Raw genomic sequence first — 21,373 nt, forward strand, 5'->3', positions numbered from 1 at the left:
TTAAAGGCGCGGGAAGCGAAACGGTTTGGATATTTCAGCGACATCTTCATGTGCAGGCGGAAACACGCAGGCTGACACGGCCTCCGGTGTGGTGGTCTTCGTTTGCCGAAGCTGTCGCGATGAAGCCGATCCCAATGCCGAACCACGCGCCGGTTTGCGTCTCGCCGAAGCCGTCATCGCGAAGGCGGAAGCATCCGGTGTCGTTGTTCGCTCCGTCAGTTGCCTTGCCAATTGCAAGCGCAGCCTCAGCGCCGTGCTTCGTGGCGCCGACGGCTGGTCCTATGTGTTTGGCGGGCTGACGCCCAATGACGCGGAAGACCTGCTGACAGGCGCGCATATGCTGGCCGCCTCCGCAGACGGCCTGATGCCCTGGCGCGGCCGCCCCGAACCATTGAAGCGCGGCATGGTGGCGCGCATTCCCCCATTCAATTTTACCGAGGAGAGATCATGAGCACCCTTCTGGACCGCGTTCCCTGCACCATCGTCACCGGCTTTCTGGGGGCCGGAAAAACCACGCTGCTGCGCGGCCTTCTCGAAAAGCTGGATGGCAAGCGGCTTGCCATCATCGTCAATGAATTCGGCGATATCGGCATCGATGGCGAAATTCTCAAGGGCTGCGGCATTGAAAGCTGCCCGGAAGAAAACATCGTTGAACTGGCCAATGGCTGCATCTGCTGCACGGTGGCGGATGATTTCCAGCCCGCTATCGAACAAATCCTCAGCCGCCAGCCGAAGGTGGAGCATATCCTCATCGAAACGTCCGGCCTCGCACTGCCGAAGCCGCTGGTGCAGGCCTTCCAGTGGCCGGCGATCAAGAGCCGCGTGACAGTGGATGCCGTGGTGGCCGTGGTGGATGGCGCAGCCCTTGCCGAGGGACAGGTTGCCCACGACATGGAAGCACTTGCCGCCCAGCGGGCCAATGACGAGGCGCTCGATCACGATGATCCGGTAGAGGAAGTTTTCGAGGATCAGGTCGCCTGCGCCGATCTCATCGTGCTGACCAAGGCTGATCTTCTCGATGATGCCGGTCTCGAGAAGGCGAAGGCTCATGTGCTCGAACATCTGCCGAGGGCGGCGAAGATTGTCGTCGCGTCGAATGGCGCCATTGATCCCGCCGTGCTGATCGGCCTTGGCCTTGCGGTGGAAGAGGATATCGAAAACCGCCGTACCCATCACGATGGCGCGTTCGACCATGAACACGACGATTTCGACAGCTTCGTCATCGACCTGCCGGCCGTGAGTGACCCGGAGGCGCTGGCAGCCCGCATCGCCGAGACGGCGGCTGCGGAAAATGTCCTGCGCATCAAAGGTTTCATCGAAGTTTCCGCAAAGCCGATGCGCCTGCAGGTGCAGGCTGTCGGCAGCCGCGTCAATCACTATTATGATCGCCCATGGGCGGCGGGTGAAGAACGCCGCAGCCGGCTCGTTATCATTGGTGAAAAGGGCATCAACCGCGAAAAGATCGAGCAGATGCTGGCAGCCTGACCGCTACGGACTTTTACTGGGAATGCCTTAGATGCATATTCTCGCCACCACATCCTCGTCCCTGGACGATCTGATCGAGCCGGTTGATCTCAACCAGCCCCGTTCGGATGTGGTGATGCTGTCTTTTTCGGCAAGCGATCTTGCCGGGCTGGAAAGGGCGTGGCGGCAGGCTGGAGATGCGCTCCCGTCGCTCTCCGTCGCCAACCTCTCCGAGCTTAGGCACCCCATGTCGGTCGATCTGTGGATCGAAAAGACGGCGGAGCATGCCCGTGTTATCCTTATCCGGATTCTTGGCGGGGCGGAGCGCTGGCGCTATGGCGTGGATCAGCTTGCGATTATGGCCCGCCGACGCGGCATCAAGCTTCTGCTTTTGCCGGGCGAATGCAGCGACAGGGACGAAAAGCTCGAAGCGGCCTCGACCGTGGACAGGCAGATACTGGCCTCTGCCCTTTCCTTTTTCCGTGAAGGGGGAAGGGCGAATATGGGTAGCCTTGCAACTGGTCTTGCGGCTCTGGCAAAGGATGGCGCGTGGCCGGATATTGAGGCCGAGCCTCTGCCGAAGACCGGATTTTACCGGCCGGGGCAGGGTGTCGTCAGTCAAGCGGAAGCCATTGCCGGTTTTCCAGCCGATGCAGCCATACTGCCCATTCTCTTTTACCGCTCGATGTTGCTGGCGGCTGATGCAGCACCCGTGGATGCGCTCTTCCATGCGCTTTCCGGGCGCGGTTTTGTGCCATTGCCGATTTTCGTCAGCGGTCTGAAGGACGGGGAGGCGATCCGTTTTCTCGAAAGCGTGTTGCCTGACCTGCAGCCTGCCGCCATCATTGCTGCCACCGCTTTTGCCAGCCAGACGGATGAGGACGGACGGACGCTGTTCGACCGCCTCGGTGTCCCTGTTTTTCAGGTGGTGATGGCGACCACCTGGCGTGACGGCTGGGCGGAAAATGCGCGTGGCCTCAACCCCTCCGATCTTGCCATGCACGTGGTTCTGCCGGAACTGGATGGCCGGATTCTCGCCGGTGCGATTTCGTTCAAGCAGGCGCGGGCGGATGGCGGTGCCAGCCTCCTGAATGTGCCGGAAGCGGATCGTATCGAACAGGTGGCGAACCGCATCGGGGCGTTTCTGCGATTGAAACAGGCGCCGCCGCAGGATCGTCGTATCGTCATTCTGATGCCGGATTATCCGGGTGCGGCACCGGGGCGCACGGGTTATGCCGTCGGTCTGGATGTGCCGCAAAGCGTGCTTGAAATGCTGCGTGATCTTTCCGATGCAGGATATGCGGTGTCGGATATTCCAGACACGGCGCGGGCGCTGCTCGACTGCGTTGAACAGCCGGAAGCGACGGTCGATCTTTCCGACTATCGCGATTTCCTGACCGCACTGCCGGCCGCTGCCGCAACTGCCCTGAATGCAACATGGGGAACTGCGGAAAGTGATGATGTGCTTGTCGATGGCGCATTCCGCTTTCGCGTTGCCCGCTTTGGCAATGTGTTCGTGGCGCTTGCGCCGGATCGGGGTCGCAATGAGGATCGGCGGGTGGATTACCACGATCCTGCCCTGCCGCCGCGTCACGCGCTTGTCGCCTTCGGCACATGGATGCAGCGGGTAGCGGCTGCACACGCCATCGTGCATGTCGGCGCGCATGGCACGCTGGAATGGCTGCCGGGCAAGACGGTGGCGCTTTCGCGCGATTGCTTCCCGGAAATCGTCACCGGTCCGCTGCCGGTGGTCTATCCCTTTATCGTCTCCAATCCCGGCGAGGCGGCGGTGGCAAAACGGCGGATTGCGGCTGTGACCATCGGCCATGTTCCGCCGGTGCTGGTCAATGCCGGGCTCTCGCCGGAACAATCGGCGCTGGAACAACTGGTTGACGAATATGCGCAGGCTGATGGGCTGGATCGCCGCCGCCGCGATCGGCTGGCGAAACTGATCGTTGAAAAGGCGCTGGAAACCGGGCTTGCGGCAGAAGCAGGCGTGGGTGCGAAGGACGATGCCGATGCGGCTTTGTCGCGCATCGACGCCTTTCTCTGCGACCTCAAGGATTTCGCCATCAAGGATGGCCAGCATATTTTCGGCCGGCACCCGGAAGGCGAGGCCGATCCATTGAGGCTTGAAAGCGCGAAGGCGGAAAAAGCCGCGCTGCTTGCCGCGCTCGACGGTTGTCACATTCCCCCCGGCCCTTCCGGCGCACCCGCGCGCGGAAGGCTCGACGTGCTGCCCACCGGCCGTAATCTCTATGCAGCCGATCCGCGCACCATGCCGACGCCCACGGCCTTCGAGCTCGGCCGCATGGCGGGTGAGGAGGTGCTGCGCCATCATCTGCAAAGCCATGGCGACTGGCCGAAACATCTGGTTTTTGATCTCTGGGGCAGTGCGAGTCTCCGCAATGGCGGTGAGGATGTGGCGCAGGCGCTGCATCTGATGGGTGCAAGGCCGATCCATGACCCGGCGACCGGCCGCGTTACCGGCATCGAGGTTCTGCCGCCGGCGAGCTTCGGGCGACCGCGGGTCGATGTCACCTTTCGCATTTCCGGCCTGTTTCGCGACATGTTCCCGGCACTGATCGCGCTGCTTGATGCGGCTGCCAAGGCCGTGGCGCGGCGGGATGAAGCGCCGGGCGACAATCCGCTGGCGGAAGAGGCGGCCGCGCTCGGGCATATTCCGGCGCGCATCTTCGGCTCCGCGCCTGGCACCTATGGCGCGGGTATCGAAGAAAAACTCGCTAGCGGAAAATGGGACGAACGCGAGGAACTGGGGCAGGCCTATCTCGATGCAGCAAGCCATGCTTTCGGCGGTGCTGACGGGCTGGAGATTTTTGAAGATGCCGGTTTCGTGGAGCTGGTGCGTCGGGCCGATCTCCTTGTCCATACCGGCGACGACCCCGGCCGTGATCTTCTGGATGGTTCTTCCGATGTGGCCTTCATCGGCGGCTTTTCTGCTGCGAAGGCAGCGTTGGGTGGTGTGGCGGATATTGTGGCGCTGGATACGACCGATCCGGCACGCCCGCGTGCAAGGTCGATGACGCAGGCGCTGACGCGGGTGGTGCGCGCACGCGCCGTCAACCCGCGCTTCATTGCCGGCCAGATGCGGCATGGCCCACGCGGAGCGGCGGAATTTGCCGAAACGGTGGACAGGCTCGTTGGCTTTGCCGAAACCACCCATGTGGTTTCCTCCTCGCTGATCGAGGCGCTTTATGACGCCTATTTCGGCAACGAGGAGGTGCGCGATTTCATCCTGCGGGAAAATCCGAAGGCAGCACAGGTGATGGCCGAACGTTTCCTGTCCGCTCGCCGTCGCGGCCTGTGGCACAGCCGGCGAAATGCGGTGGATGCGGAGCTTGAAATGCTGATCATGCCCCGTTCCGAAAGGGTGGGCGCATGATGGCTGCTGCTGCCGATCCCGTTCAGCCATTCGGTCGCCGCGGTCTTTGCCCGGCGCTCTCGGCACCCATGCGGACCGGCGATGGTTTTCTGTCGCGAGTAGCTTTCGAGGCGGATATATCGCCCCGTGCGATGGTGGTGCTTTGTGATCTCGCCGAGCGGCACGGGAATGGGCTGCTCGACATCACCGCACGCGGCAGTCTCCAGTTCCGTGGCCTGACCCCGGAAAGCGCATGCGCCTTGGAAAAGGATGTGCTGGTGCTTGGCCTGCCGCTGCGCGAAGGGCTGGCGGTCGAGACTTCGCCTCTTGCCGGCCGGGATGATGCGGAAATCGCCGATGGACGTTTTCTTGCCGACCAGATTCGGAAAGATGCCGACCGGCTCGCTCTTCATGAAAAGCTCGCCGCCAAGATTTCCATCCTCATCGATGGCGGCGGATATCTCTCCATGGGGGAATTACTCGCAGATATTCGCCTGAAAGCAATCCGGCTGGGCAGCCAGACTTTCTGGCAATTGCTTGTCGGCGGGCCGGAAAGCAAGGCGCTGAATGCGGGATTGGTCGAGACGGACTCGGCCGCGGATGTGGTTCTGTCGCTTCTCCTTTATCTCGCCGGCAAGGGGCCGCTCGCCCGCGGCCGCGATCTGGACGCTTCGATCATCAAATCGGTTTGTGGTGATCGACTGCTGGATCGGGTGATAAAGAGCGGGGCCGTCCGGGCTCCTTCTTTGCCGCTGGGATTGATGGCGGCGGGCATGGGTTTTTTTGCCGCCGGTGCCGCGCCTGCCTTCGGACAGGTTCGAGGCTCTGATTTATCGCGTCTCTGCCAGGAGGCAGATATGCTCGGCATCAAGGCCTTGCGGCCATCACCAAACCATAGCATGCTATTTTTTGGATCGAAATCCGCCTGCGATGCGCTGCTTGAGGCTGCAGGGACAAGTGGTTTCGTTACCGAGGCCGGCGATGCGCGATCTTCCATTGCCGTCTGTCCCGGCGCGCCGGGCTGTGCATCGGCTTTTCTTCCCACCCATGAACTGGCCGCTTTTGCCTCCCGGGAATGTGCCTCGTTGCTCGACGGCTCTTTCACGCTGCATATTTCCGGCTGTGGCAAAGGTTGTGCGCACCCTGCCCCGTCGCTTCTGGCCTTTTGCGGCACGGCCGATGGTCTTGCCTTTTCCTTTTCCGGCCGCGCCGGCGAGCCGCCTGACGGGATTTTACCTTTCGCACAGCAGAGGACGGCGCTTTCGCGGCTTGCCCGTCTTTACGAAAAAGAACATAAGCCCGGTGAAAACGCCGCCACCCTGCTCGCCCGTCTTGGCGGGCAAGTGATTGGTGCGGCGCTTCGACAGGATGACCGATGACCGACTATGACTATATTCGCGATGGCAATGCGATCTATGAGCGCTCCTTCGCCATTATCCGTGAAGAAGCGGATTTATCCGCCTTCACCGAAGAGCAGGCGGATATCGCCATTCGCATGATCCACGCCTGCGGGCAGGTGGAAGCGGCCAGCCATTTCCGTTTCTCGCCCGACTTCGTTGCCGCTGCGCGGGGTGCGTTGCTGGCGGGAAAACCCATCCTCTGCGATGCGCAAATGGTTGCCCATGGTGTGACCCACGCCCGGCTTCCGGCTAACAATGCCGTCATCTGCACGTTGCGTGATCCACGCACACCGGAGCTTGCGAAAAAGATCGGCAATACGCGTTCTGCCGCCGCACTCGATCTCTGGGCGGATCATCTGGAGGGCGCTCTGGTGGCCATCGGCAATGCGCCGACGGCGCTGTTTTATCTTCTCGAGATGCTGGAAAAGGGTGCGCCGCGTCCGGCCGCCATCATTGGCATGCCCGTTGGCTTTGTCGGCGCGGCGGAATCGAAGGATGCGCTGGAGGCAAGCGCGCTTGGCATTCCCTATGCCGTCGTCAAGGGGCGCATGGGCGGTTCGGCCATGACGGCCGCTGCCATCAATGCGGTTGCGAGGGCAGGCCTGTGAGTGCGGCTCTTTTTGAACATGCCAAGGGTAAACTGATCGGTGTCGGTACTGGGCCCGGCGATCCCGAGCTTCTGACGCTGAAAGCGGTGCGCGCGATTGAAAATGCCGATGTGCTTGCCTTTTTCTGCAAAAAGGGCGGCAGCGGCAATGGTCGCGGCATTGTCGAAGCCTTTATCCGCCCCGGCACGCTCGAAATGCCGCTGGTCTATCCGGTGACCGTCGAAAGCGACAAGAACGGCGAGGATTATCGCGGCGCGATCGCCGCATTCTTTGATCAGTCGGCGAAAGACATCGCCGCCCATCTCGAGGCCGGGCGCAATGTGGCCGTGCTTTCGGAAGGCGATCCGCTGTTTTACGGCTCCTACATGCACCTTCATCTGCGGCTTTCGCCGTCCTATGATGCAGAGGTTGTTGCGGGTATCACCGCCATGTCCGGCTGCTGGTCCATGGCCGGGCTGCCGCTGGTGCAGGGCGACGACATATTGAGCGTGCTTCCCGGAACGCTGGCGGAAGATATTCTCGCGGAACGCCTTTCCGGCACGGATGGAGCCGTGATCATGAAAGTCGGGCGCAACCTGCCGAAAATCCGCCGGGCGCTGGAAAAGGCCGGCAAGCTCAGCGAGGCGCTTTATGTGGAGCGCGGCACCATGGCAAACAGCCATGCGGTGCCGCTTATCGAGCGTGACGCATCGCCCGCCCCCTATTTTTCGCTGGTTCTGGTTCCCGGCTGGAAAACCAGACCCTCGACAGGTGAAAAGCCATGACCGGCAGGCTCGTCGTCGTCGGCCTCGGCCCCGGCAGTGCAGCGCAGGTAACGCCGGAAGCGCTGGCTGCCGTCGAGGTTTCTGAAGATTTCTTCGGTTATATTCCTTATCTCGACCGCCTGTCGCTTGGTCCCCACCAGCGCCGCCATGCCTCCGATAACCGTGAGGAAATTTCCCGCGCCGAACAGGCGCTGCGGCTTGCGGCCGAAGGTGGCAAGGTCTGCGTGGTTTCCGGCGGCGATCCCGGCGTTTTCGCCATGGCGGCGGCCATTTGCGAGGCGATTGAGAATGGCCCGTCCGAATGGCGCGAGATCGATTTTTCCGTCGTACCGGGTGTGACCGCCATGCTGGCGGTTGCCGCAAAGGCCGGCGCGCCGCTGGGCCATGATTTCTGCGCCATTTCGCTGTCTGACAATCTCAAGCCGTGGGGCATCATTGAAAAGCGGCTGATCGCGGCGGCGGAAGCCGGATTCGTGATGGCTTTCTACAACCCCGTTAGCAAGGCGCGGCCGCACCAGCTCGGCACCGCTTTTGATCTTTTGCGCGTGCATCTGCCCGGATCGGTGCCGGTGATCTTCGGTCGCGCCGCAGGTCGGGCGGATGAGCGCATTCGGGTCGTGCCCCTGTCGGAAGCAGCGAGTGATATGGCTGATATGGCCACGTGTATCATCGTCGGTTCGGTGGAAACTCGTCTGATCGAGCGTTCCGGCAAGGAACCTATCGTTTATTCGCCGCGGTTTTCGAAAAGGGAGAGCTGATGGCGGATGGCGGTGAGCGCAGACGCTATGTCCGGCACCGTCGCGCCCTTCAGGGGCGCGTCACCGAGAGGTTGCGGCCGCTCGATCATGATGACCGGCAGGCCAAGCCGTCTCGCCGCTTCGATCTTGCCGTAACTGGCGCTGCCACCGGAATTCTTGGAAACCACCGTCTCGATGCAGTTGTCCTCCAGCATACGGATTTCGTCATCCAGTGCAAAGGGGCCGCGCGCGGTGATGTAGCGCGCATCCGGTACGTTCAGCGGCGGCTCCACGGGGTCGACGCTGCGGATGAGATAATTGTGCCGGGGTGCGGCTTCGAAGGGAAGAAGCTCCTGGCGGCCGAGAGCCAGAAATACACGCCTGCTTTCATCTCCGAGCACGTTAACGGCCTGTTCGACGGTGTCGACGCTCTGCCACCTGTCACCCGGCTGCTGCTGCCAGGCGGGGCGCGAAAGCGCGACGAGAGGAATGTCGGCCAGCCTTGCCGCTTCAACCGCGTTGACGGAAATTCTCGCCGCATAGGGATGGGTGGCATCAACCAGAATATCGAAGCCCTCGGAGCGGATGAAATCCGCCAGCCTCGCCGCGCCGCCAAAACCGCCGCTGCGCATTGGTACCGGTTGTTCGACCGGCGAGAGCGTGCGGCCCGCCATGGACAGCAGAATTCGGTAGCCGGAGTCCTCTGCCAGCCTGCCGGCCAGAATGCGGGCATCCGCCGTACCGCCAAGGATGAGTATGGAGCGTGTCATGACGTCTGAATATTCCGGAACGGCCAGCTCTTCTACTGAAAAGAGCGCTGCCGCAGAAAAGAAAAAAGAGCCGTGGCTTTCCATCGTCGGCATAGGCGAAGACGGACTTGATGGGCTCGGCAAAAATGCACTCCGGGCGATCGAAGCGGCCGAGGTGGTTTTTGGTGGCAAACGTCATCTGGAATTGGCGGTTGCGGCCATTCAGGGCGAGGCGCGCCCGTGGCCGGTGCCGTTCGATGTGGAGATGAGCGGTGTTCTCGCATTGCGTGGCCGCCGGGTGTGTGTGCTCGCCTCCGGCGATCCGTTCTATTACGGTGTCGGCGTTACGCTTCTTCGACGGATTCCTTCCGGGGAGACAGTCTGCCATCCCTCACCTTCCGCCTTTTCTCTGGCTGCGGCACGGCTTGGCTGGGCTCTGCAATCGGCCGAATGCGTTTCGCTGCACGGGCGCTCCATCGATCTTTTGCGGCCGCATCTGCAGCCTGGCGCGCGGATCATCGCGCTGACCTCGGATAAGCGTGACCCGGCTTTGATTGCGGGGTTGCTGGCCGAGTCCGGTTTTGGTCGGTCGGAATTCATTCTGCTCGAGGCATTGGGCGGAACGCGTGAAAGGCGGCGGCAAGCCCGCGCGGCTGATTTTACTTTTGAAGATATCGACCCACTGAATGTGGTGGCGATTGATGTCGTGGCGGATGAGGATGCGCGTGTCCTGCCGTTCACGCGAGGGCTCGATGACAGCCTGTTCGAACATGACGGGCAGATCACCAAACGTGAAATCCGGGCGGTGACGCTCTCCTCGCTGGCGCCCCGGCGTGGAGAATTGCTGTGGGACATTGGCGCGGGCTCCGGCTCGATCGGCATCGAATGGATGCTGTCGCATCCTTCGCTGCGCGCCATCGCCATAGAGCAACATCCGGAAAGGGCGGAACGAATCGCCCGCAATGCTGATGCTTTTGGTGTTCCGGGGCTGGAAGTCATGATCGGTATGGCCCCGGCAGCTTTTGAAGGCTTGCCCACGCCGGATGCCATTTTTGTTGGTGGTGGCGGCAGTGAAGCAGGTGTGTTCGAGGCTGCCATGGAGGCGCTGAAACCCGGCGGTCGGCTGGTCGCCAATGCGGTGACGCTGGAAATGGAAGCAGTCTTGCTGGATGCGAATGCGCGGTTTGGTGGTTCGATGATCCGGCTGGAGGTTTCTCGCGTAACGGCTGTCGGTTCCATGTCCGGCTGGCGTCCGGCCATGCCGGTGACGCAATGGAGCTGGGTCAAGCCATGGTGACCGTGGCTGGTATAGGCTGCCGCAAGGGTATTCCTTCGGACGCGATCATCACGGCCATACGCGCCGCCGAGCGGACCTCTGGCGTGAAGGTTGACTCTTTGGCGACTGCTCGGCTCAAGGCCGGGGAAGCTGGCCTCGCGGAAGCGGCGAAAGCCCTCTCGCTGTCGCTTGAAATCGTAACGCAGGAACGGCTCGAGGCAGTTGCCGCCGAGACGATGACATTTTCACAGGCCAGTCTCGATCACGCCGGAACGCCCAGCGTCAGCGAAGCCTCGGCGCTTGCCGCAGCTGGAGCAGGTGCACGGCTGGTTGCGCCCCGCCTCATCGTCGGTGATGTAACTGTGGCTATCGCAACGACGGGCAACGCGCCACGTGGTAACGACTGCGCTATTGAATACGGAGAAGAAGAATGACGGTTCATTTCATCGGCGCCGGTCCGGGTGCCGCAGATCTCATCACGGTGCGTGGGCGCGATCTGATCGCTGCCTGCCCCGTGTGTCTTTATGCCGGTTCGCTGGTTCCGAAGGCCTTGATCGATTATTGCCCGCCGGATGCCCGCATCGTCGATACGGCTGCACTTTCGCTTGATGAAATCGAGGCGGAATTTGTTGCCGCGGCAGAGGCAGGCAAGGATGTGGCGCGGCTGCATTCCGGTGATCTTTCCGTCTGGAGCGCCATGGGTGAGCAGATCCGTCGGCTGGAACGGCTGGGACTCGATTATACCGTCACGCCCGGCGTGCCCTCCTTCGCTGCCGCCGCCGCCACCCTGCAGCGGGAGCTGACGGTGCCGGAAGTGGCGCAGAGCCTTGTGCTGACCCGCATTTCCGGCCGTGCATCGAAGATGCCTGACGGTGAGACGCTGAAGGCTTTCGGCGCAACGGGCACGACACTCGCCATCCACCTCGCCATCCATGCCATCGGCAAGGTGGTGGAGGAGCTGACGCCGCTTTACGGGTCCGATTGCCCCGTTGCCATCGTGGTGCGCGCCTCCTGGCCGGATGAGCGGGTCATTCGCGGCACGCTGTTCGATATTGAGGGCAGGCTTGCAGCCGAGCCGGTGGAGCGCACGGCGCTGATCTTTGTCGGGCGCGGGCTTGCCTCGACGGATTTTCGCGAGAGCGCGCTTTATAGTACCGACTATGTCCGCCGGTTCCGTTCTCCGAAAGAAGATGCGGCGGGCTGATGCGACGGTGTGGAAGCGGTGCGCCCCTTGAGCGCGCCCTGACGATCGAAAACCACGATATCGAGCGCGATGGCGGGCGTGTTCAGCGCCGCCGCCGCGGTTACCCAGGCTTTTTCCGCAACGATCGCCCCGAGGTCTATCCCCGCGCCTTCGGCCAGTTGAAAGGCGTGCGCGACCATATTGGCCTGACGGATGGCAATGGCGAGATTGTCATCCCCTCCCGCCTCCGTGGCCAAAGCCGCCAGTGCTTCAAGGTCGGCAAGGCCTTTCTTGGAATGCACGTCGAGCATGCCCTGGGCGAGCTTGGTCATCTTGGCGACGCCGCCGGCAATCGTCACCCGCTCGACCGGGTGGCTGCGCAGATATTTCAGCATGCCGCCGATAAAATCGCCCATGTCGATCAGCGCCGTTTCAGGCAGGCCATACAGCGCCTGCCCGGCCTTTTCGGAAGTGTTTCCGGTCGCGCCGAGCACGTGGGTGCAGCCGGTTGCCCGCGCCACATCGATGCCACGCCAGATGGAGTGAATCCAGGCCGAGCAGGAAAAGGGAATGACGACGCCGGTGGTGCCGAGAATGGAAATGCCGCCGAGAATGCCGAGCCTGCCATTCAGGGTTTTTTCCGCCAGTCTTTCTCCGTCACGAACGGAAATTTCGATTTCGAAATCGGCATCCGTTCCCGCCACTTCGCGAATGGCGGCTTCGATCATCTTGCGTGGCACCGGATTGATGGCGGGTTCTCCCGGCGGCAGCGGCAGGCCCGGCCGGGTAACGGTGCCGACGCCCTTGCCGGCCTTGAAGGTGATGCCGCTTCCGGGTTCTCCCCGTCTGACCGTGCTTTCAATCAGGGCGCCATGGGTGACGTCGGGATCGTCTCCGGCATCCTTGACGACGCCAGCGCGGGCGAAGTTTTCACCTTTTTCCTCTGTCGCGAGGGAAAATGCCGGCCTTGCGCCGCTTGGAAGTTCGACCTCGACAGGGTAAGGAAATTCGCCAGTCAGAAGGGCGGCGCAGGCCGCCTTCGTGGCGGCTGCCGCGCAGGTGCCCGTGGTCCAGCCGCGGCGAAGGGTCTTTCCATCCGTTTCCATATGAATTCCTATAGCCGGGACGGCTTTTTCCGTCATCGTTAAAAAGCAGCCAAAAAGAATGTCGATACCGCAGATTTTAAACAGCATTGCCGCAAAAGGTCCGGTCTTTGAGGCCGGTCATGTCTGGCTCGCGGGCGCAGGGCCGGGCGATGTGCGGTATCTGACGCTGGAAGTGGCGCTGGCGCTTTCGCAAGCCGACGTCATTGTACGTGATGCGCTGGTCAGCGATGATGTCGTCGCTCTTGGACCTCAGGCTGAAATCGTTTTCGCCGGCAAGCGCGGCGGCAAGCCCTCGGCGATGCAGGACGACATTACCGCGTCGCTGATCGATTTCGCCGCCCGAGGCAAAAAGGTGCTGCGGCTGAAGGGCGGCGATCCCTTCATCTTCGGGCGTGGCGGCGAAGAGGCGGAGGCGCTTGTCCGCGCCGGCATTCCATTCCGCATATTGCCAGGCATGACCTCTTCGCTTGCGGCTCTTGCTGCTGCGCGTATTCCGGCCACCATGCGCGGCATCAGCCGCGCCGTGACCCTTGCCACCGGCCATGCGGCGGGCACCGAAGAAGATCTTGACTGGCTGGCGCTGGCGAAAACACAGGAACCCATCGTTGTTTACATGGGGCTGAAGAATATAGGCTCGATTGCTGCACTTCTGATGCAGGGCGGCCGTTCAGGCGCCACGCCGGTTGCGGTCATCATGTCGGCGACGACTGAGCAGGAGCGAATATTCATCGGCAAGCTGGAAAGCATAGCTGACGATGCAAAGCGGGAAAACTTCGAAGCCCCGGCTCTTATCGTCATCGGAGAGATCGTTTCGATGCGGGAACGGCTTGGAGTTTCAGGATCATGACGGCGCGGGCGATCATCATCGGTGCACCCCGTTCGGGGTCGGGCAAGACCAGCGTCACCATCGGTCTTCTCAGGGCATTTGCCCGGCGGGGCATCAAGGTGCGGGGCATCAAGACGGGGCCGGATTATATCGACCCCGGTTTCCACACCTTCGCCACCGGCACGCCTGGTCTCAATCTGGATAGCTGGGCCATGCAGCCGGATTTGCTGCGGTATCTGTTTTCGCAGCAGACCGAGGATGCGGAACTCGTTCTGATCGAAAGCGCCATGGGCCTGTTCGACGGTATCCCAGTGGCGGAAAACCGCACCGGTTCGGCGGCGGATCTGGCGCGGCTATTCGGCATTCCCGTGCTGCTGGTGTTGGATGTGTCGGGCCAGTCGCAGACGGCGGCTGCTGTCGCCCATGGTTTCGCCCATTACGATCCTGATGTCACCATGGCGGCAGTTGTGCTGAACCGGGCCGGCAGTGAAAGACACCGGACACTGTGCACGGAAGCCATCGAAAAAATCGGCCTGCCCGTTGCCGGCTGTGTCCTGCGCGATCCGTCGCTCATCCTGCCTGAGCGGCATCTGGGGCTGGTGCAGGCCAGCGAACACCCGGAAATCGATGCGCATATAGAACGGCTGGCGGATGCGATGGAAAAATCCATCGATCTCGACGCCTTGCTTTCACTTGCCGCGCCGGTGAATGTTCCTTCCGGTTCGGTGGACGCAGCGATTGCACCGCCCGGCCAGCGCATCGCGCTGGCGGAGGATGCGGCTTTCACCTTCCTTTATCCGCATCTCAGGAAGCATTGGCATGCGGCCGGGGCCGAGATCGTGCCGTTTTCGCCGCTGGCTGATGAGGGGCCTGACGAGAGCTGCGATGTCTGCTGGCTTCCGGGCGGATATCCCGAACTTTTTGCCGGAAAACTTGCCGATGCTACCGGCTTCAAAGCATGTATTGCCCGTTTTGCCGCGACAAGGCCTGTTCATGGCGAGTGCGGCGGTTACATGGTGCTCGGCGAGGCGCTGGAAGATGCTGATGGGGTGACCCATGCCATGACCGGGCTTCTGTCACATGCCACCAGCTTTGCGACGCGCAAGATGAATCTCGGTTATCGCCAGGCAACGATTGCGGCAAGTGGTCCGCTCGGCGCCGCAGGCGATGTTCTGCGCGGCCATGAGTTTCATTATGCGCGGGTCATCGATCCCGGCCATGATGAGCCTTTTGCCAAGATCGCCGACGGGCAGGGTCGTCCGCTCGGGCCATCGGGTGGCAGAAGAGGTCTCGTTTCGGGCACCTTTTTCCACGCCATTGCCAGAAGCGGCTGATCGGCCTGCGTCATAACCTTTCCATGGGATGTGCGGCAAAGTGGAGCAAGCTGCGAAAGTTTGTAGGCTCTGGCCACTGGAAAGTGCTATAGATCGCCTCAGGGAACATGAGGAAGCGGAAATAGCGCCTGCGATACATGTTCCGTGAAGTCTGGTCGGATTGAAAGCTATTTCATATTTTCCGGCCCGAACCTGCTATCGCGCATTTTGTCCCGAGCGTGCCTACCGATGATAAAGCCCCGATTTTTTCTCTCTGCCGCTCTTGCTGCATCCATTCTGCTGGCTCCCTTCGGTGGGGGGATTAGCAGCATGTTCGCTCACGGCGGCGAAGATTATGCGACGCTGGAAAAGCTGGGCGCAGCGCTGTTCGACGATCCCAATCTTTCGATGAACCGGACCATGGCCTGTTCCACCTGCCATATGCAGGCCGCCGGGTTTTCCGATGCACGGGAGAGCGAGAAGGTCGGTCGAGACGTCTCTCTGGGTGACGACGGTATTTCGCTCGGCGACCGCAATGCCCCGACGGCGACCTATGCGAGGTTCACGCCGCCTTTCGGCAAGAATGCGGCGGGTGAGTATGTCGGCGGGCAGTTCTGGGATGGCCGGGCCTCGCTGCTGGAAGACCAGGCGGGCGGTCCGCCGCTCAATCCGCTTGAAATGGGCATGCCGGACAAAGCCTCTGTCGTAAAGCGGCTGAGGGAAAATCCTGACTATGTCGCAGCCTTCGGCACGCAATTCGGCAATGATGTCTTCCAGAGCGATGAAACCGCCTATGCCGCGATGACCAAGGCGTTGGCGAGTTTCGAGCGCTCGGACGAATTCTCGACTTTCGATTCCAAATATGACCGCTTCCTGCGCGGCGAGGAAAAGCTGACGGATCAGGAAGAGCTGGGCCGGGTTCTGATTTCCTCGACGCAATTTACCAATTGCAATACCTGCCATGAAATCCGCGGCGCCAAGGGGCTGGAAGACGGCCTGTTTACCAACCACAAATATTTCAATATCGGCGTTCCCGCCAATATGGCGGTCAGGGCTGTGAATGGCTCGAAACCAGATGCGATCGATCTGGGTTTGGCGCAAAATCCTGAAGTGGCCGGCGATCCGGCACAACGCGGCAAGTTCAAGGTGCCGACCCTGCGCAATGTCGCCGTCACCGGTCCTTATATGCACAATGGCGTGTTCAGGGATTTGCGCACGGTGGTGCTGTTTTACGTGAAATATAAAAGCAAAAAGCCCAGCCGACAGATCAACCCGGAAACCGGCAAGACCTGGGATGCGCCTGAGGTGCCTGAGAATATCGCCATGACGGAACTGACATCCGCGCCGGCGCTGGACGACAAGCGGGTGGATGCCATCGTGGCTTTTCTGAAGACGTTGACCGACCGCCGCTACGAGCATCTTCTGCCCAAGGAGGATGGGCAGATGGCGGTGCCGCCTGCCCAACCGGTTCCTGTCAGCGTTACGCCGAAAGCGCCTTGAATTCGGCGAGAACCGCGTCACCCATTTCACCGGTGCCGACCTGGCGGCAGCCATCGGCCATGATGTCGGCGGTGCGGATGCCCTTGTCCAGCACGTTGGCGATTGCCGCTTCGAGCTTCGTCGCTTCGTCAACCATGTTGAACGAGTAGCGCAGGCACATGGCGAAGGAGGCGATCATGGCGATGGGGTTGGCGATGCTCTTGCCGGCGATGTCAGGGGCAGAACCGTGCACTGGCTCATACATGGCCTTGCGTTTGCCGGTCTTGGCATCAGGTGCGCCAAGCGAGGCGGAAGGCAACATGCCGAGCGAGCCGGTGAGCATGGCGGCAACGTCGGAGAGCATGTCTCCGAAGAGGTTGTCGGTCACGATCACGTCGAACTGCTTGGGCTTGCGCACCAGCTGCATGCCGCCGGCATCGGCCAGCATATGCTCCAGCTGAACGTCCTTGTATTTGGCGGCGTGGGTTTCGGTGACGACCTGGTTCCACAAGACGCCTGATTTCATGACGTTGCGCTTTTCCATCGAGCAGACGCGGTTATCGCGGGTGCGGGCCAGCTCGAAAGCGACGCTGGCGATGCGCTCGATCTCGAAAGTGTCGTAGATCTGCGTATCGATACCGCGCTTCTGGCCGTTGCCGAGATCGATGATCTGCTTCGGTTCACCGAAATAGACGCCGCCGGTCAGTTCGCGAACGATGAGGATATCCAAGCCTTCGACCAGTTCCGGCTTCAGCGAGGAGGCGGCGGCGAGTGCCGGGTAGCAGATGGCAGGGCGCAGATTGGCGAAAAGTTCGAGGTCCTTGCGCAGGCGCAGCAGACCCGCTTCCGGGCGATGCTCGTAGGGAACGCCATCCCACTTCGGGCCACCGACGGCGCCGAACAGGATCGCATCGGCGGCAAGCGCCTTTTCCATGTCCGCATCGGAAATCGCCACGCCATGGGCGTCGTAAGCGGAACCGCCGACGAGGCCTTCTGAAACGGTGAAGCCGGCATTGTGCGCGCTGTTCATATAATCGATCAGCTTGCGGACCTCAGTCATGGCTTCGGGGCCGATACCGTCACCGGGCAGCAGGAAAAGCGAACGGACTGTCATGGGAACCCTCCTTGGGCGGCGCGCCGGAAAACATCATGAAGGGTTTTCGGTGGCGGCGAACACGGCGTCAAACTTGTTCCGTCCTATGCATGCCAAGTCGTACAGCAGCTGGACGGGATCGAGGGTTTCTTATCTCCGCCTCAAGGGCTTTTCAAGCAAAGCAAAAGCCGATCCGGTACGGTTTGGTACGGGATCGGCTTTTTTGAAGAGCGGAAATGCGGTCAGGCCCAGGGGCGGACCGAGGCGTTCGCCTTTTCGAAAGTGTCGATGGCGCCGGAATGCTCCATGGTCAGGCCGATGTCATCGAGGCCGTTCAGCATGCAGTGGCGCTTGAATTCATCGATCTCGAAAGTAATGGTGCCGCCATCGGGACCACTGATTTCCTGGCGTTCCAGATCGATGGACAGAACGGCATTTGATCCGCGCGAGGCGTCATCAAGCAGCTTTTCGAGGTTCTCGGCGCTAACTACAACCGGCAGGATGCCGTTCTTGAAACAGTTATTGTAAAAGATATCGGCAAAGCTTGTGGAGATCACACAGCGGATGCCGAAATCGAGAAGCGCCCATGGCGCATGCTCGCGCGAAGAGCCGCAACCGAAATTGTCGCCGGCGACAAGAATCTGCGCGTTCTGGTAAGCGGGCTTGTTCAGCACGAAATCCGGATTGGGCGAGCCATCCTCAAGGTAACGCGACTCGGCGAAAAGGCCCTTGCCAAGACCGGTGCGTTTGATGGTCTTCAGATAGTCTTTCGGAATGATCATATCGGTGTCGATATTGACCACCGGCATGGGCGCGGCGACGCCCGTCAGCTTGGTGAATTTTTCCATCTGTCGCTTCCCGTGTTTCCCTTGAACAGATCCGGCACGGGCAATGCCTGCCGGATGTTCTCTCTCGGGAAATACTGCAAAACTCAGCGCTTTAGAAGCGCAAACCCGCGTTCTTCGGTACGCCTGACGTAGCGTCCTCGCATTTTGACCCGATTAAACGATCTCAGAGATCGATAATCGTGCCTTTGCCATCGTTCCAGACGCGCATGTCGCGCTGGTGGCGGGGCTTGACCGGAATGGGGGCCGGCTTGAGGCGCGCGGAAAGCATACGGGCAGCGCTGAGAACGGCGAGCACGCCGATGAAAGCGACCGTGAGCGATGCCGTGAAAAGAGCAGCCATGGCCAGAATTGCGATGCCGGAGGCGGCGATGAAAAATGAACGGATGCCTTGCATGATTCAACCTTTCTTTCCAGACGAATGTGGGCCTTCTTCTTCCGGCTTGCAAGAGGATTCAGTGGATTGTCAGCTTGCAGATGTCACAAAAGCTTGACACAAGTGCGGCATGGTCAGTTTTTCCGAAAATATTCTTGTGAGACCGCGTCGCTCGTTGCTGTCGGTTCCGGCCATCAATGTCAGGGCACTCGAAAAAATCCGCGATCTCGATTGCGACGGCGTGATCCTCGATCTTGAGGATTCCGTCGCGCCCGACATGAAGGGCAAGGCGCGGGAAAATCTCCAAAAGCTGTTTTCAGACGCACCCTTTACCGGGCGCGAGGCAATTATCCGCATCAATCCGCTCTCCACTCCGGACGGGAGGGCGGATTTGGAGTTCGTTCTTTCCTGCCGGCCGGATGCGGTTCTTCTGCCGAAGGTGGAGCAGCCCGCTAATATTCATGAAGTGGCCGACCTCCTGGCGGAGGCGGATGCGCCGCAGGCCATGAAGATCTGGGCAATGATCGAAACGCCGCTCGGTGTCCTTAACGCTGCGTCGATTGCCGATGCCGCCCATACGCCGGATGCGCGGCTTGCCGCTTTCGTCATCGGTCTTAACGATCTGCGCAAGGAAACCCGTGTTCCGGCCTTGCCCGGTCGCGCCTATCTTGTGCCATGGATGATGCAGGTGGTGCTTGCCGCCCGGGCTTATGGCCTCGATATCATTGACAGCGTCTCCAATGATTTCCGCGATGTCGCGGCTTTTCAGGTTGAATGCGAACAGGGGCGAGCGATGGGCTTTGACGGCAAGATGCTGATCCATCCCGCCCAGATCGAACCCGCCAACCGGCAATTCGGCCCGGATGAGGCGACGGTTGCGGAAGCTCGCGAGATTATTGCCGCTTTCGCAAAACCGGAATCTGTGGAATTGAACGTCATCAACATGAACGGGCGGATGATCGAGCGGCTGCATATGGTTGAGGCTGAGAGGCTGGTCGCCATGGCCGATATCATCGCCCAAAGAAAGGCAGAAAAGACGTGAAGGTCTATCGTTTCATAACCGGCCCCGACGACTCAAAATTCTGTCACCGGGTCACGGAAGCGTTGAACAAGGGATGGGAACTTGCGGGTTCGCCGAGTTATGCCTTTAACGCCGCAAGCGGTGTCATGCATTGCGGCCAGGCCGTGACCAAGGTGGTCGAGGGCAAGGAATATCATCCGGACATGAAGCTCGGCGAGCAATAAGACGCGCCGCGGCGGGCTATCGCTCCGCAGCGGCCTCGTCGGCGCTTTCTTCTATCCGCTCCATGTCGTCATCCGACAGGCCGAAATGATGGCCGATTTCATGGATGAGGACATGGGTGATGATATCACCAAGCGTTTCCTCGTTCTCGGCCCAGTAGTCGAGAATGGGGCGGCGATAAAGCGTGATGCGGTTCACCATCTCGCCCGTTTCCATGGTGAAACGTTCGGAGATGCCACGACCCTCGAATAGTCCGAGGAGATCGAAGGGCGTTTCGAGCGCCATGTCCTCGAAGACTTCATCGGTCGGGAAATCCGCGATCTCGATGATGAGATCCTTCGTCAAGGCGCGGAATTCTTCTGGCAGGTGGCCATATGCCTCGATCGCAAGCGACTCGAAGGCGGAAATTGTCGGCGCATGGCGGTCCCGCCAATCGTCGGTCTGGTCTATGCGGGCCATTTCTGCTCCTTGTTGGTAGGCCCATATAAACACTTGCTGCGCAAATTTCGAGACCTGACTGCTTCACCCGCCGAAAAAGCATGAAATTCTTGGCGTTACAGTTACTTTTCAAGCCGTCGTCATCTTGACATAAACCGGCGTCTCGCGTAATCGGCACCCAAATTGATGGCGTAGTGCGCCTTCTGTTTATTCCGTCCTCAAAGGCGGCTTCACCGGCAGACATTCAAAGGGACCTCTTGTCCCGACGGGTTTCTACCAAATTCCGACTGATAAAAAGACGGCGAGCTTGCTTTGGCGGGCAGAGCCGGAACGAACATGAAAGGATAAAAAATGTTCGCAGTCATCAAGACCGGCGGTAAGCAGTACCGCGTAGCGGCCGACGCCGTGCTGACCATCGAAAAGCTGGAAGCAGAGGCAGGCGCAACTGTAGAATTCACCGAAGTTCTCGTTGTTGGCGAAGGCGCCGACGCCAAGTTCGGTGCTCCCTTCGTCAAGGGTGCCATCGTCAAGGCTGAAGTTGTCGAGCACAATCGCGGCAAGAAGGTTATCGCCTTCAAGAAGCGTCGTCGTCAGAACTCCAAGCGTTCGCGCGGCCATCGTCAGCATCACACTGTCGTCCGCATCACGGACATCGTTGCTGCCTGATCGGCGCGACACGGGAAACAAGGTTTAAAGGAGAACTCCAATGGCACACAAAAAAGCTGGCGGTTCCTCGCGTAACGGTCGCGATTCTGAATCCAAGCGCCTTGGCGTAAAGAAGTTCGGCGGCGAAGCCGTCATTCCAGGCAACATTATTCTGCGCCAGCGTGGCACGCAGTGGCATCCGGGCGCCAACGTCGGCATCGGCAAGGACCACACGATTTTTGCGCTGACCGCTGGCAATGTAAACTTCCGCACGAAGGCCAATGGCCGCGTGTTCGTATCCGTGGCTCCGAAAGCGGAAGCCGCAGAATAAGCCGGTAAGCGTCATATGCAGCCGGTGTCCCATCGACCCGGCTGAGACGTATCAGGTCCAGTCAAGAAAACAGGGGAGATGGGGCACCACCCAACTCCCCTTTTTCTTTAACCTC

General features: G+C 60.7%; 23 protein-coding genes. 17 read left to right on the forward strand and 6 right to left on the reverse strand.

The window, feature by feature from the left end; translation table 11 throughout:
* The first annotated feature begins 25 nt into the window (after positions 1 to 25).
* From EXN68_RS17910 to EXN68_RS17940, 7 genes are read left to right on the forward strand one after another with little or no spacing between them, the layout of a single operon-like run.
* On the forward strand, positions 26 to 451 hold the full coding sequence (locus EXN68_RS17910) for a DUF1636 family protein (protein WP_142842158.1): 426 nt from the start codon (positions 26 to 28) through the stop codon (positions 449 to 451).
* Positions 448 to 1,485, forward strand: a complete 1,038-nt coding sequence (gene cobW, locus EXN68_RS17915; RefSeq protein WP_065114404.1) for a cobalamin biosynthesis protein CobW — start codon at positions 448 to 450, stop codon at positions 1,483 to 1,485. The genes EXN68_RS17910 and cobW overlap by 4 nt, the downstream gene beginning before the upstream one ends.
* A 31-nt stretch (positions 1,486 to 1,516) precedes the next feature.
* On the forward strand, positions 1,517 to 4,867 hold the full coding sequence (cobN, locus tag EXN68_RS17920) for a cobaltochelatase subunit CobN (protein ID WP_142842159.1): 3,351 nt from the start codon (positions 1,517 to 1,519) through the stop codon (positions 4,865 to 4,867).
* The gene (cobG, locus tag EXN68_RS17925; protein WP_142842372.1) at positions 4,867 to 6,225 is read left to right on the forward strand and encodes a precorrin-3B synthase; all 1,359 of its coding nucleotides are present in this window, start codon (positions 4,867 to 4,869) and stop codon (positions 6,223 to 6,225) included. Before cobN ends, cobG begins: the two co-directional genes overlap by 1 nt.
* Positions 6,222 to 6,854 (forward strand): precorrin-8X methylmutase, encoded by a 633-nt coding sequence (locus EXN68_RS17930; RefSeq protein WP_142842160.1) that lies wholly within the window; start codon positions 6,222 to 6,224, stop codon positions 6,852 to 6,854. Before cobG ends, EXN68_RS17930 begins: the two co-directional genes overlap by 4 nt.
* A complete protein-coding gene (locus tag EXN68_RS17935; RefSeq protein ID WP_142842161.1) occupies positions 6,851 to 7,618 on the forward strand; it encodes a precorrin-2 C(20)-methyltransferase in 768 nt (255 codons plus the stop codon). The genes EXN68_RS17930 and EXN68_RS17935 overlap by 4 nt, the downstream gene beginning before the upstream one ends.
* Complete coding sequence (locus EXN68_RS17940; RefSeq protein WP_142842162.1) at positions 7,615 to 8,376, forward strand: precorrin-3B C(17)-methyltransferase; 762 nt, start codon at positions 7,615 to 7,617, stop codon at positions 8,374 to 8,376. Before EXN68_RS17935 ends, EXN68_RS17940 begins: the two co-directional genes overlap by 4 nt.
* Here the strand turns inward: EXN68_RS17940 and EXN68_RS17945 are convergent.
* Positions 8,343 to 9,125, reverse strand: coding sequence for a cobalt-precorrin-6A reductase (locus EXN68_RS17945; RefSeq protein ID WP_142842163.1), 783 nt, complete (start codon positions 9,123 to 9,125; stop codon positions 8,343 to 8,345). The genes EXN68_RS17940 and EXN68_RS17945 overlap by 34 nt on opposite strands.
* Between EXN68_RS17945 and cbiE the strand changes: the two genes are divergently transcribed.
* From cbiE to cobM, 3 genes are read left to right on the forward strand one after another with little or no spacing between them, the layout of a single operon-like run.
* The gene (cbiE, locus tag EXN68_RS17950) at positions 9,124 to 10,401 is read left to right on the forward strand and encodes a precorrin-6y C5,15-methyltransferase (decarboxylating) subunit CbiE (protein ID WP_142842164.1); all 1,278 of its coding nucleotides are present in this window, start codon (positions 9,124 to 9,126) and stop codon (positions 10,399 to 10,401) included. The genes EXN68_RS17945 and cbiE overlap by 2 nt on opposite strands.
* On the forward strand, positions 10,395 to 10,814 hold the full coding sequence (locus EXN68_RS17955; protein ID WP_161991396.1) for a cobalamin biosynthesis protein: 420 nt from the start codon (positions 10,395 to 10,397) through the stop codon (positions 10,812 to 10,814). The genes cbiE and EXN68_RS17955 overlap by 7 nt, the downstream gene beginning before the upstream one ends.
* Positions 10,811 to 11,584 carry a precorrin-4 C(11)-methyltransferase gene (gene cobM / locus EXN68_RS17960; protein WP_142842166.1) on the forward strand — a complete coding sequence of 258 codons (774 nt, stop codon included), beginning with the start codon at positions 10,811 to 10,813 and terminating at the stop codon, positions 11,582 to 11,584. Before EXN68_RS17955 ends, cobM begins: the two co-directional genes overlap by 4 nt.
* Here cobM and EXN68_RS17965 read toward each other — a convergent pair.
* Positions 11,539 to 12,669 (reverse strand): cobalt-precorrin-5B (C(1))-methyltransferase, encoded by a 1,131-nt coding sequence (locus tag EXN68_RS17965; RefSeq protein ID WP_161991378.1) that lies wholly within the window; start codon positions 12,667 to 12,669, stop codon positions 11,539 to 11,541. The genes cobM and EXN68_RS17965 overlap by 46 nt on opposite strands.
* A gap of 58 nt (positions 12,670 to 12,727) precedes the next feature.
* Here EXN68_RS17965 and cobA point away from each other — a divergent pair, with 58 nt between their 5' ends.
* The 3 genes from cobA to EXN68_RS17980 all read left to right on the forward strand — a co-directional run bounded on the left by cobA (position 12,728) and on the right by EXN68_RS17980 (position 16,308).
* Positions 12,728 to 13,516 (forward strand): uroporphyrinogen-III C-methyltransferase, encoded by a 789-nt coding sequence (cobA, locus tag EXN68_RS17970; RefSeq protein WP_142842167.1) that lies wholly within the window; start codon positions 12,728 to 12,730, stop codon positions 13,514 to 13,516.
* Positions 13,513 to 14,829, forward strand: a complete 1,317-nt coding sequence (locus EXN68_RS17975) for a cobyrinic acid a,c-diamide synthase CobB (protein WP_142842168.1) — start codon at positions 13,513 to 13,515, stop codon at positions 14,827 to 14,829. The genes cobA and EXN68_RS17975 overlap by 4 nt, the downstream gene beginning before the upstream one ends.
* Positions 14,830 to 15,057: 228 nt before the next feature.
* The gene (locus EXN68_RS17980; protein ID WP_142842169.1) at positions 15,058 to 16,308 is read left to right on the forward strand and encodes a cytochrome-c peroxidase; all 1,251 of its coding nucleotides are present in this window, start codon (positions 15,058 to 15,060) and stop codon (positions 16,306 to 16,308) included.
* Here EXN68_RS17980 and leuB read toward each other — a convergent pair.
* From leuB to EXN68_RS17995, 3 genes are all read right to left on the reverse strand, one after another.
* Positions 16,289 to 17,401 (reverse strand): 3-isopropylmalate dehydrogenase, encoded by a 1,113-nt coding sequence (leuB, locus tag EXN68_RS17985; RefSeq protein WP_142842170.1) that lies wholly within the window; start codon positions 17,399 to 17,401, stop codon positions 16,289 to 16,291. The genes EXN68_RS17980 and leuB overlap by 20 nt on opposite strands.
* Positions 17,402 to 17,622: 221 nt before the next feature.
* Positions 17,623 to 18,228 (reverse strand): 3-isopropylmalate dehydratase small subunit, encoded by a 606-nt coding sequence (leuD, locus tag EXN68_RS17990; RefSeq protein WP_142842171.1) that lies wholly within the window; start codon positions 18,226 to 18,228, stop codon positions 17,623 to 17,625.
* A gap of 163 nt (positions 18,229 to 18,391) precedes the next feature.
* Positions 18,392 to 18,622: a hypothetical protein gene (locus EXN68_RS17995; protein WP_046799661.1), complete on the reverse strand. Its 231-nt coding sequence runs from the start codon at positions 18,620 to 18,622 to the stop codon at positions 18,392 to 18,394.
* Positions 18,623 to 18,731: 109 nt separating this feature from the next.
* Between EXN68_RS17995 and EXN68_RS18000 the strand changes: the two genes are divergently transcribed.
* Positions 18,732 to 19,643: an HpcH/HpaI aldolase/citrate lyase family protein gene (locus EXN68_RS18000; RefSeq protein WP_161991379.1), complete on the forward strand. Its 912-nt coding sequence runs from the start codon at positions 18,732 to 18,734 to the stop codon at positions 19,641 to 19,643.
* Positions 19,640 to 19,846: a DUF1737 domain-containing protein gene (locus EXN68_RS18005; protein WP_003492695.1), complete on the forward strand. Its 207-nt coding sequence runs from the start codon at positions 19,640 to 19,642 to the stop codon at positions 19,844 to 19,846. Before EXN68_RS18000 ends, EXN68_RS18005 begins: the two co-directional genes overlap by 4 nt.
* Before the next feature lie 16 nt (positions 19,847 to 19,862).
* On the opposite strand, the gene EXN68_RS18010 is transcribed toward EXN68_RS18005, so the two are convergent.
* On the reverse strand, positions 19,863 to 20,303 hold the full coding sequence (locus EXN68_RS18010) for a metallopeptidase family protein (protein WP_046799659.1): 441 nt from the start codon (positions 20,301 to 20,303) through the stop codon (positions 19,863 to 19,865).
* Between the two features lie 330 nt (positions 20,304 to 20,633).
* On the opposite strand from EXN68_RS18010, the gene rplU reads away from it, so the two are divergent.
* Together rplU and rpmA are read left to right on the forward strand one after the other, a co-directional pair.
* Entirely contained in the window at positions 20,634 to 20,948 is a 315-nt protein-coding gene (rplU, locus tag EXN68_RS18015; protein WP_003492690.1) for a 50S ribosomal protein L21, read from the forward strand.
* 40 nt (positions 20,949 to 20,988) lie between these two features.
* A complete protein-coding gene (rpmA, locus tag EXN68_RS18020) occupies positions 20,989 to 21,258 on the forward strand; it encodes a 50S ribosomal protein L27 (protein WP_003492686.1) in 270 nt (89 codons plus the stop codon).
* Positions 21,259 to 21,373 lie beyond the last annotated feature (115 nt).

It is taken from the genome of Martinezella rhizogenes (assembly GCF_007002745.1).
GTDB classification, from domain to species: domain Bacteria; phylum Pseudomonadota; class Alphaproteobacteria; order Rhizobiales; family Rhizobiaceae; genus Agrobacterium; species Agrobacterium cucumeris.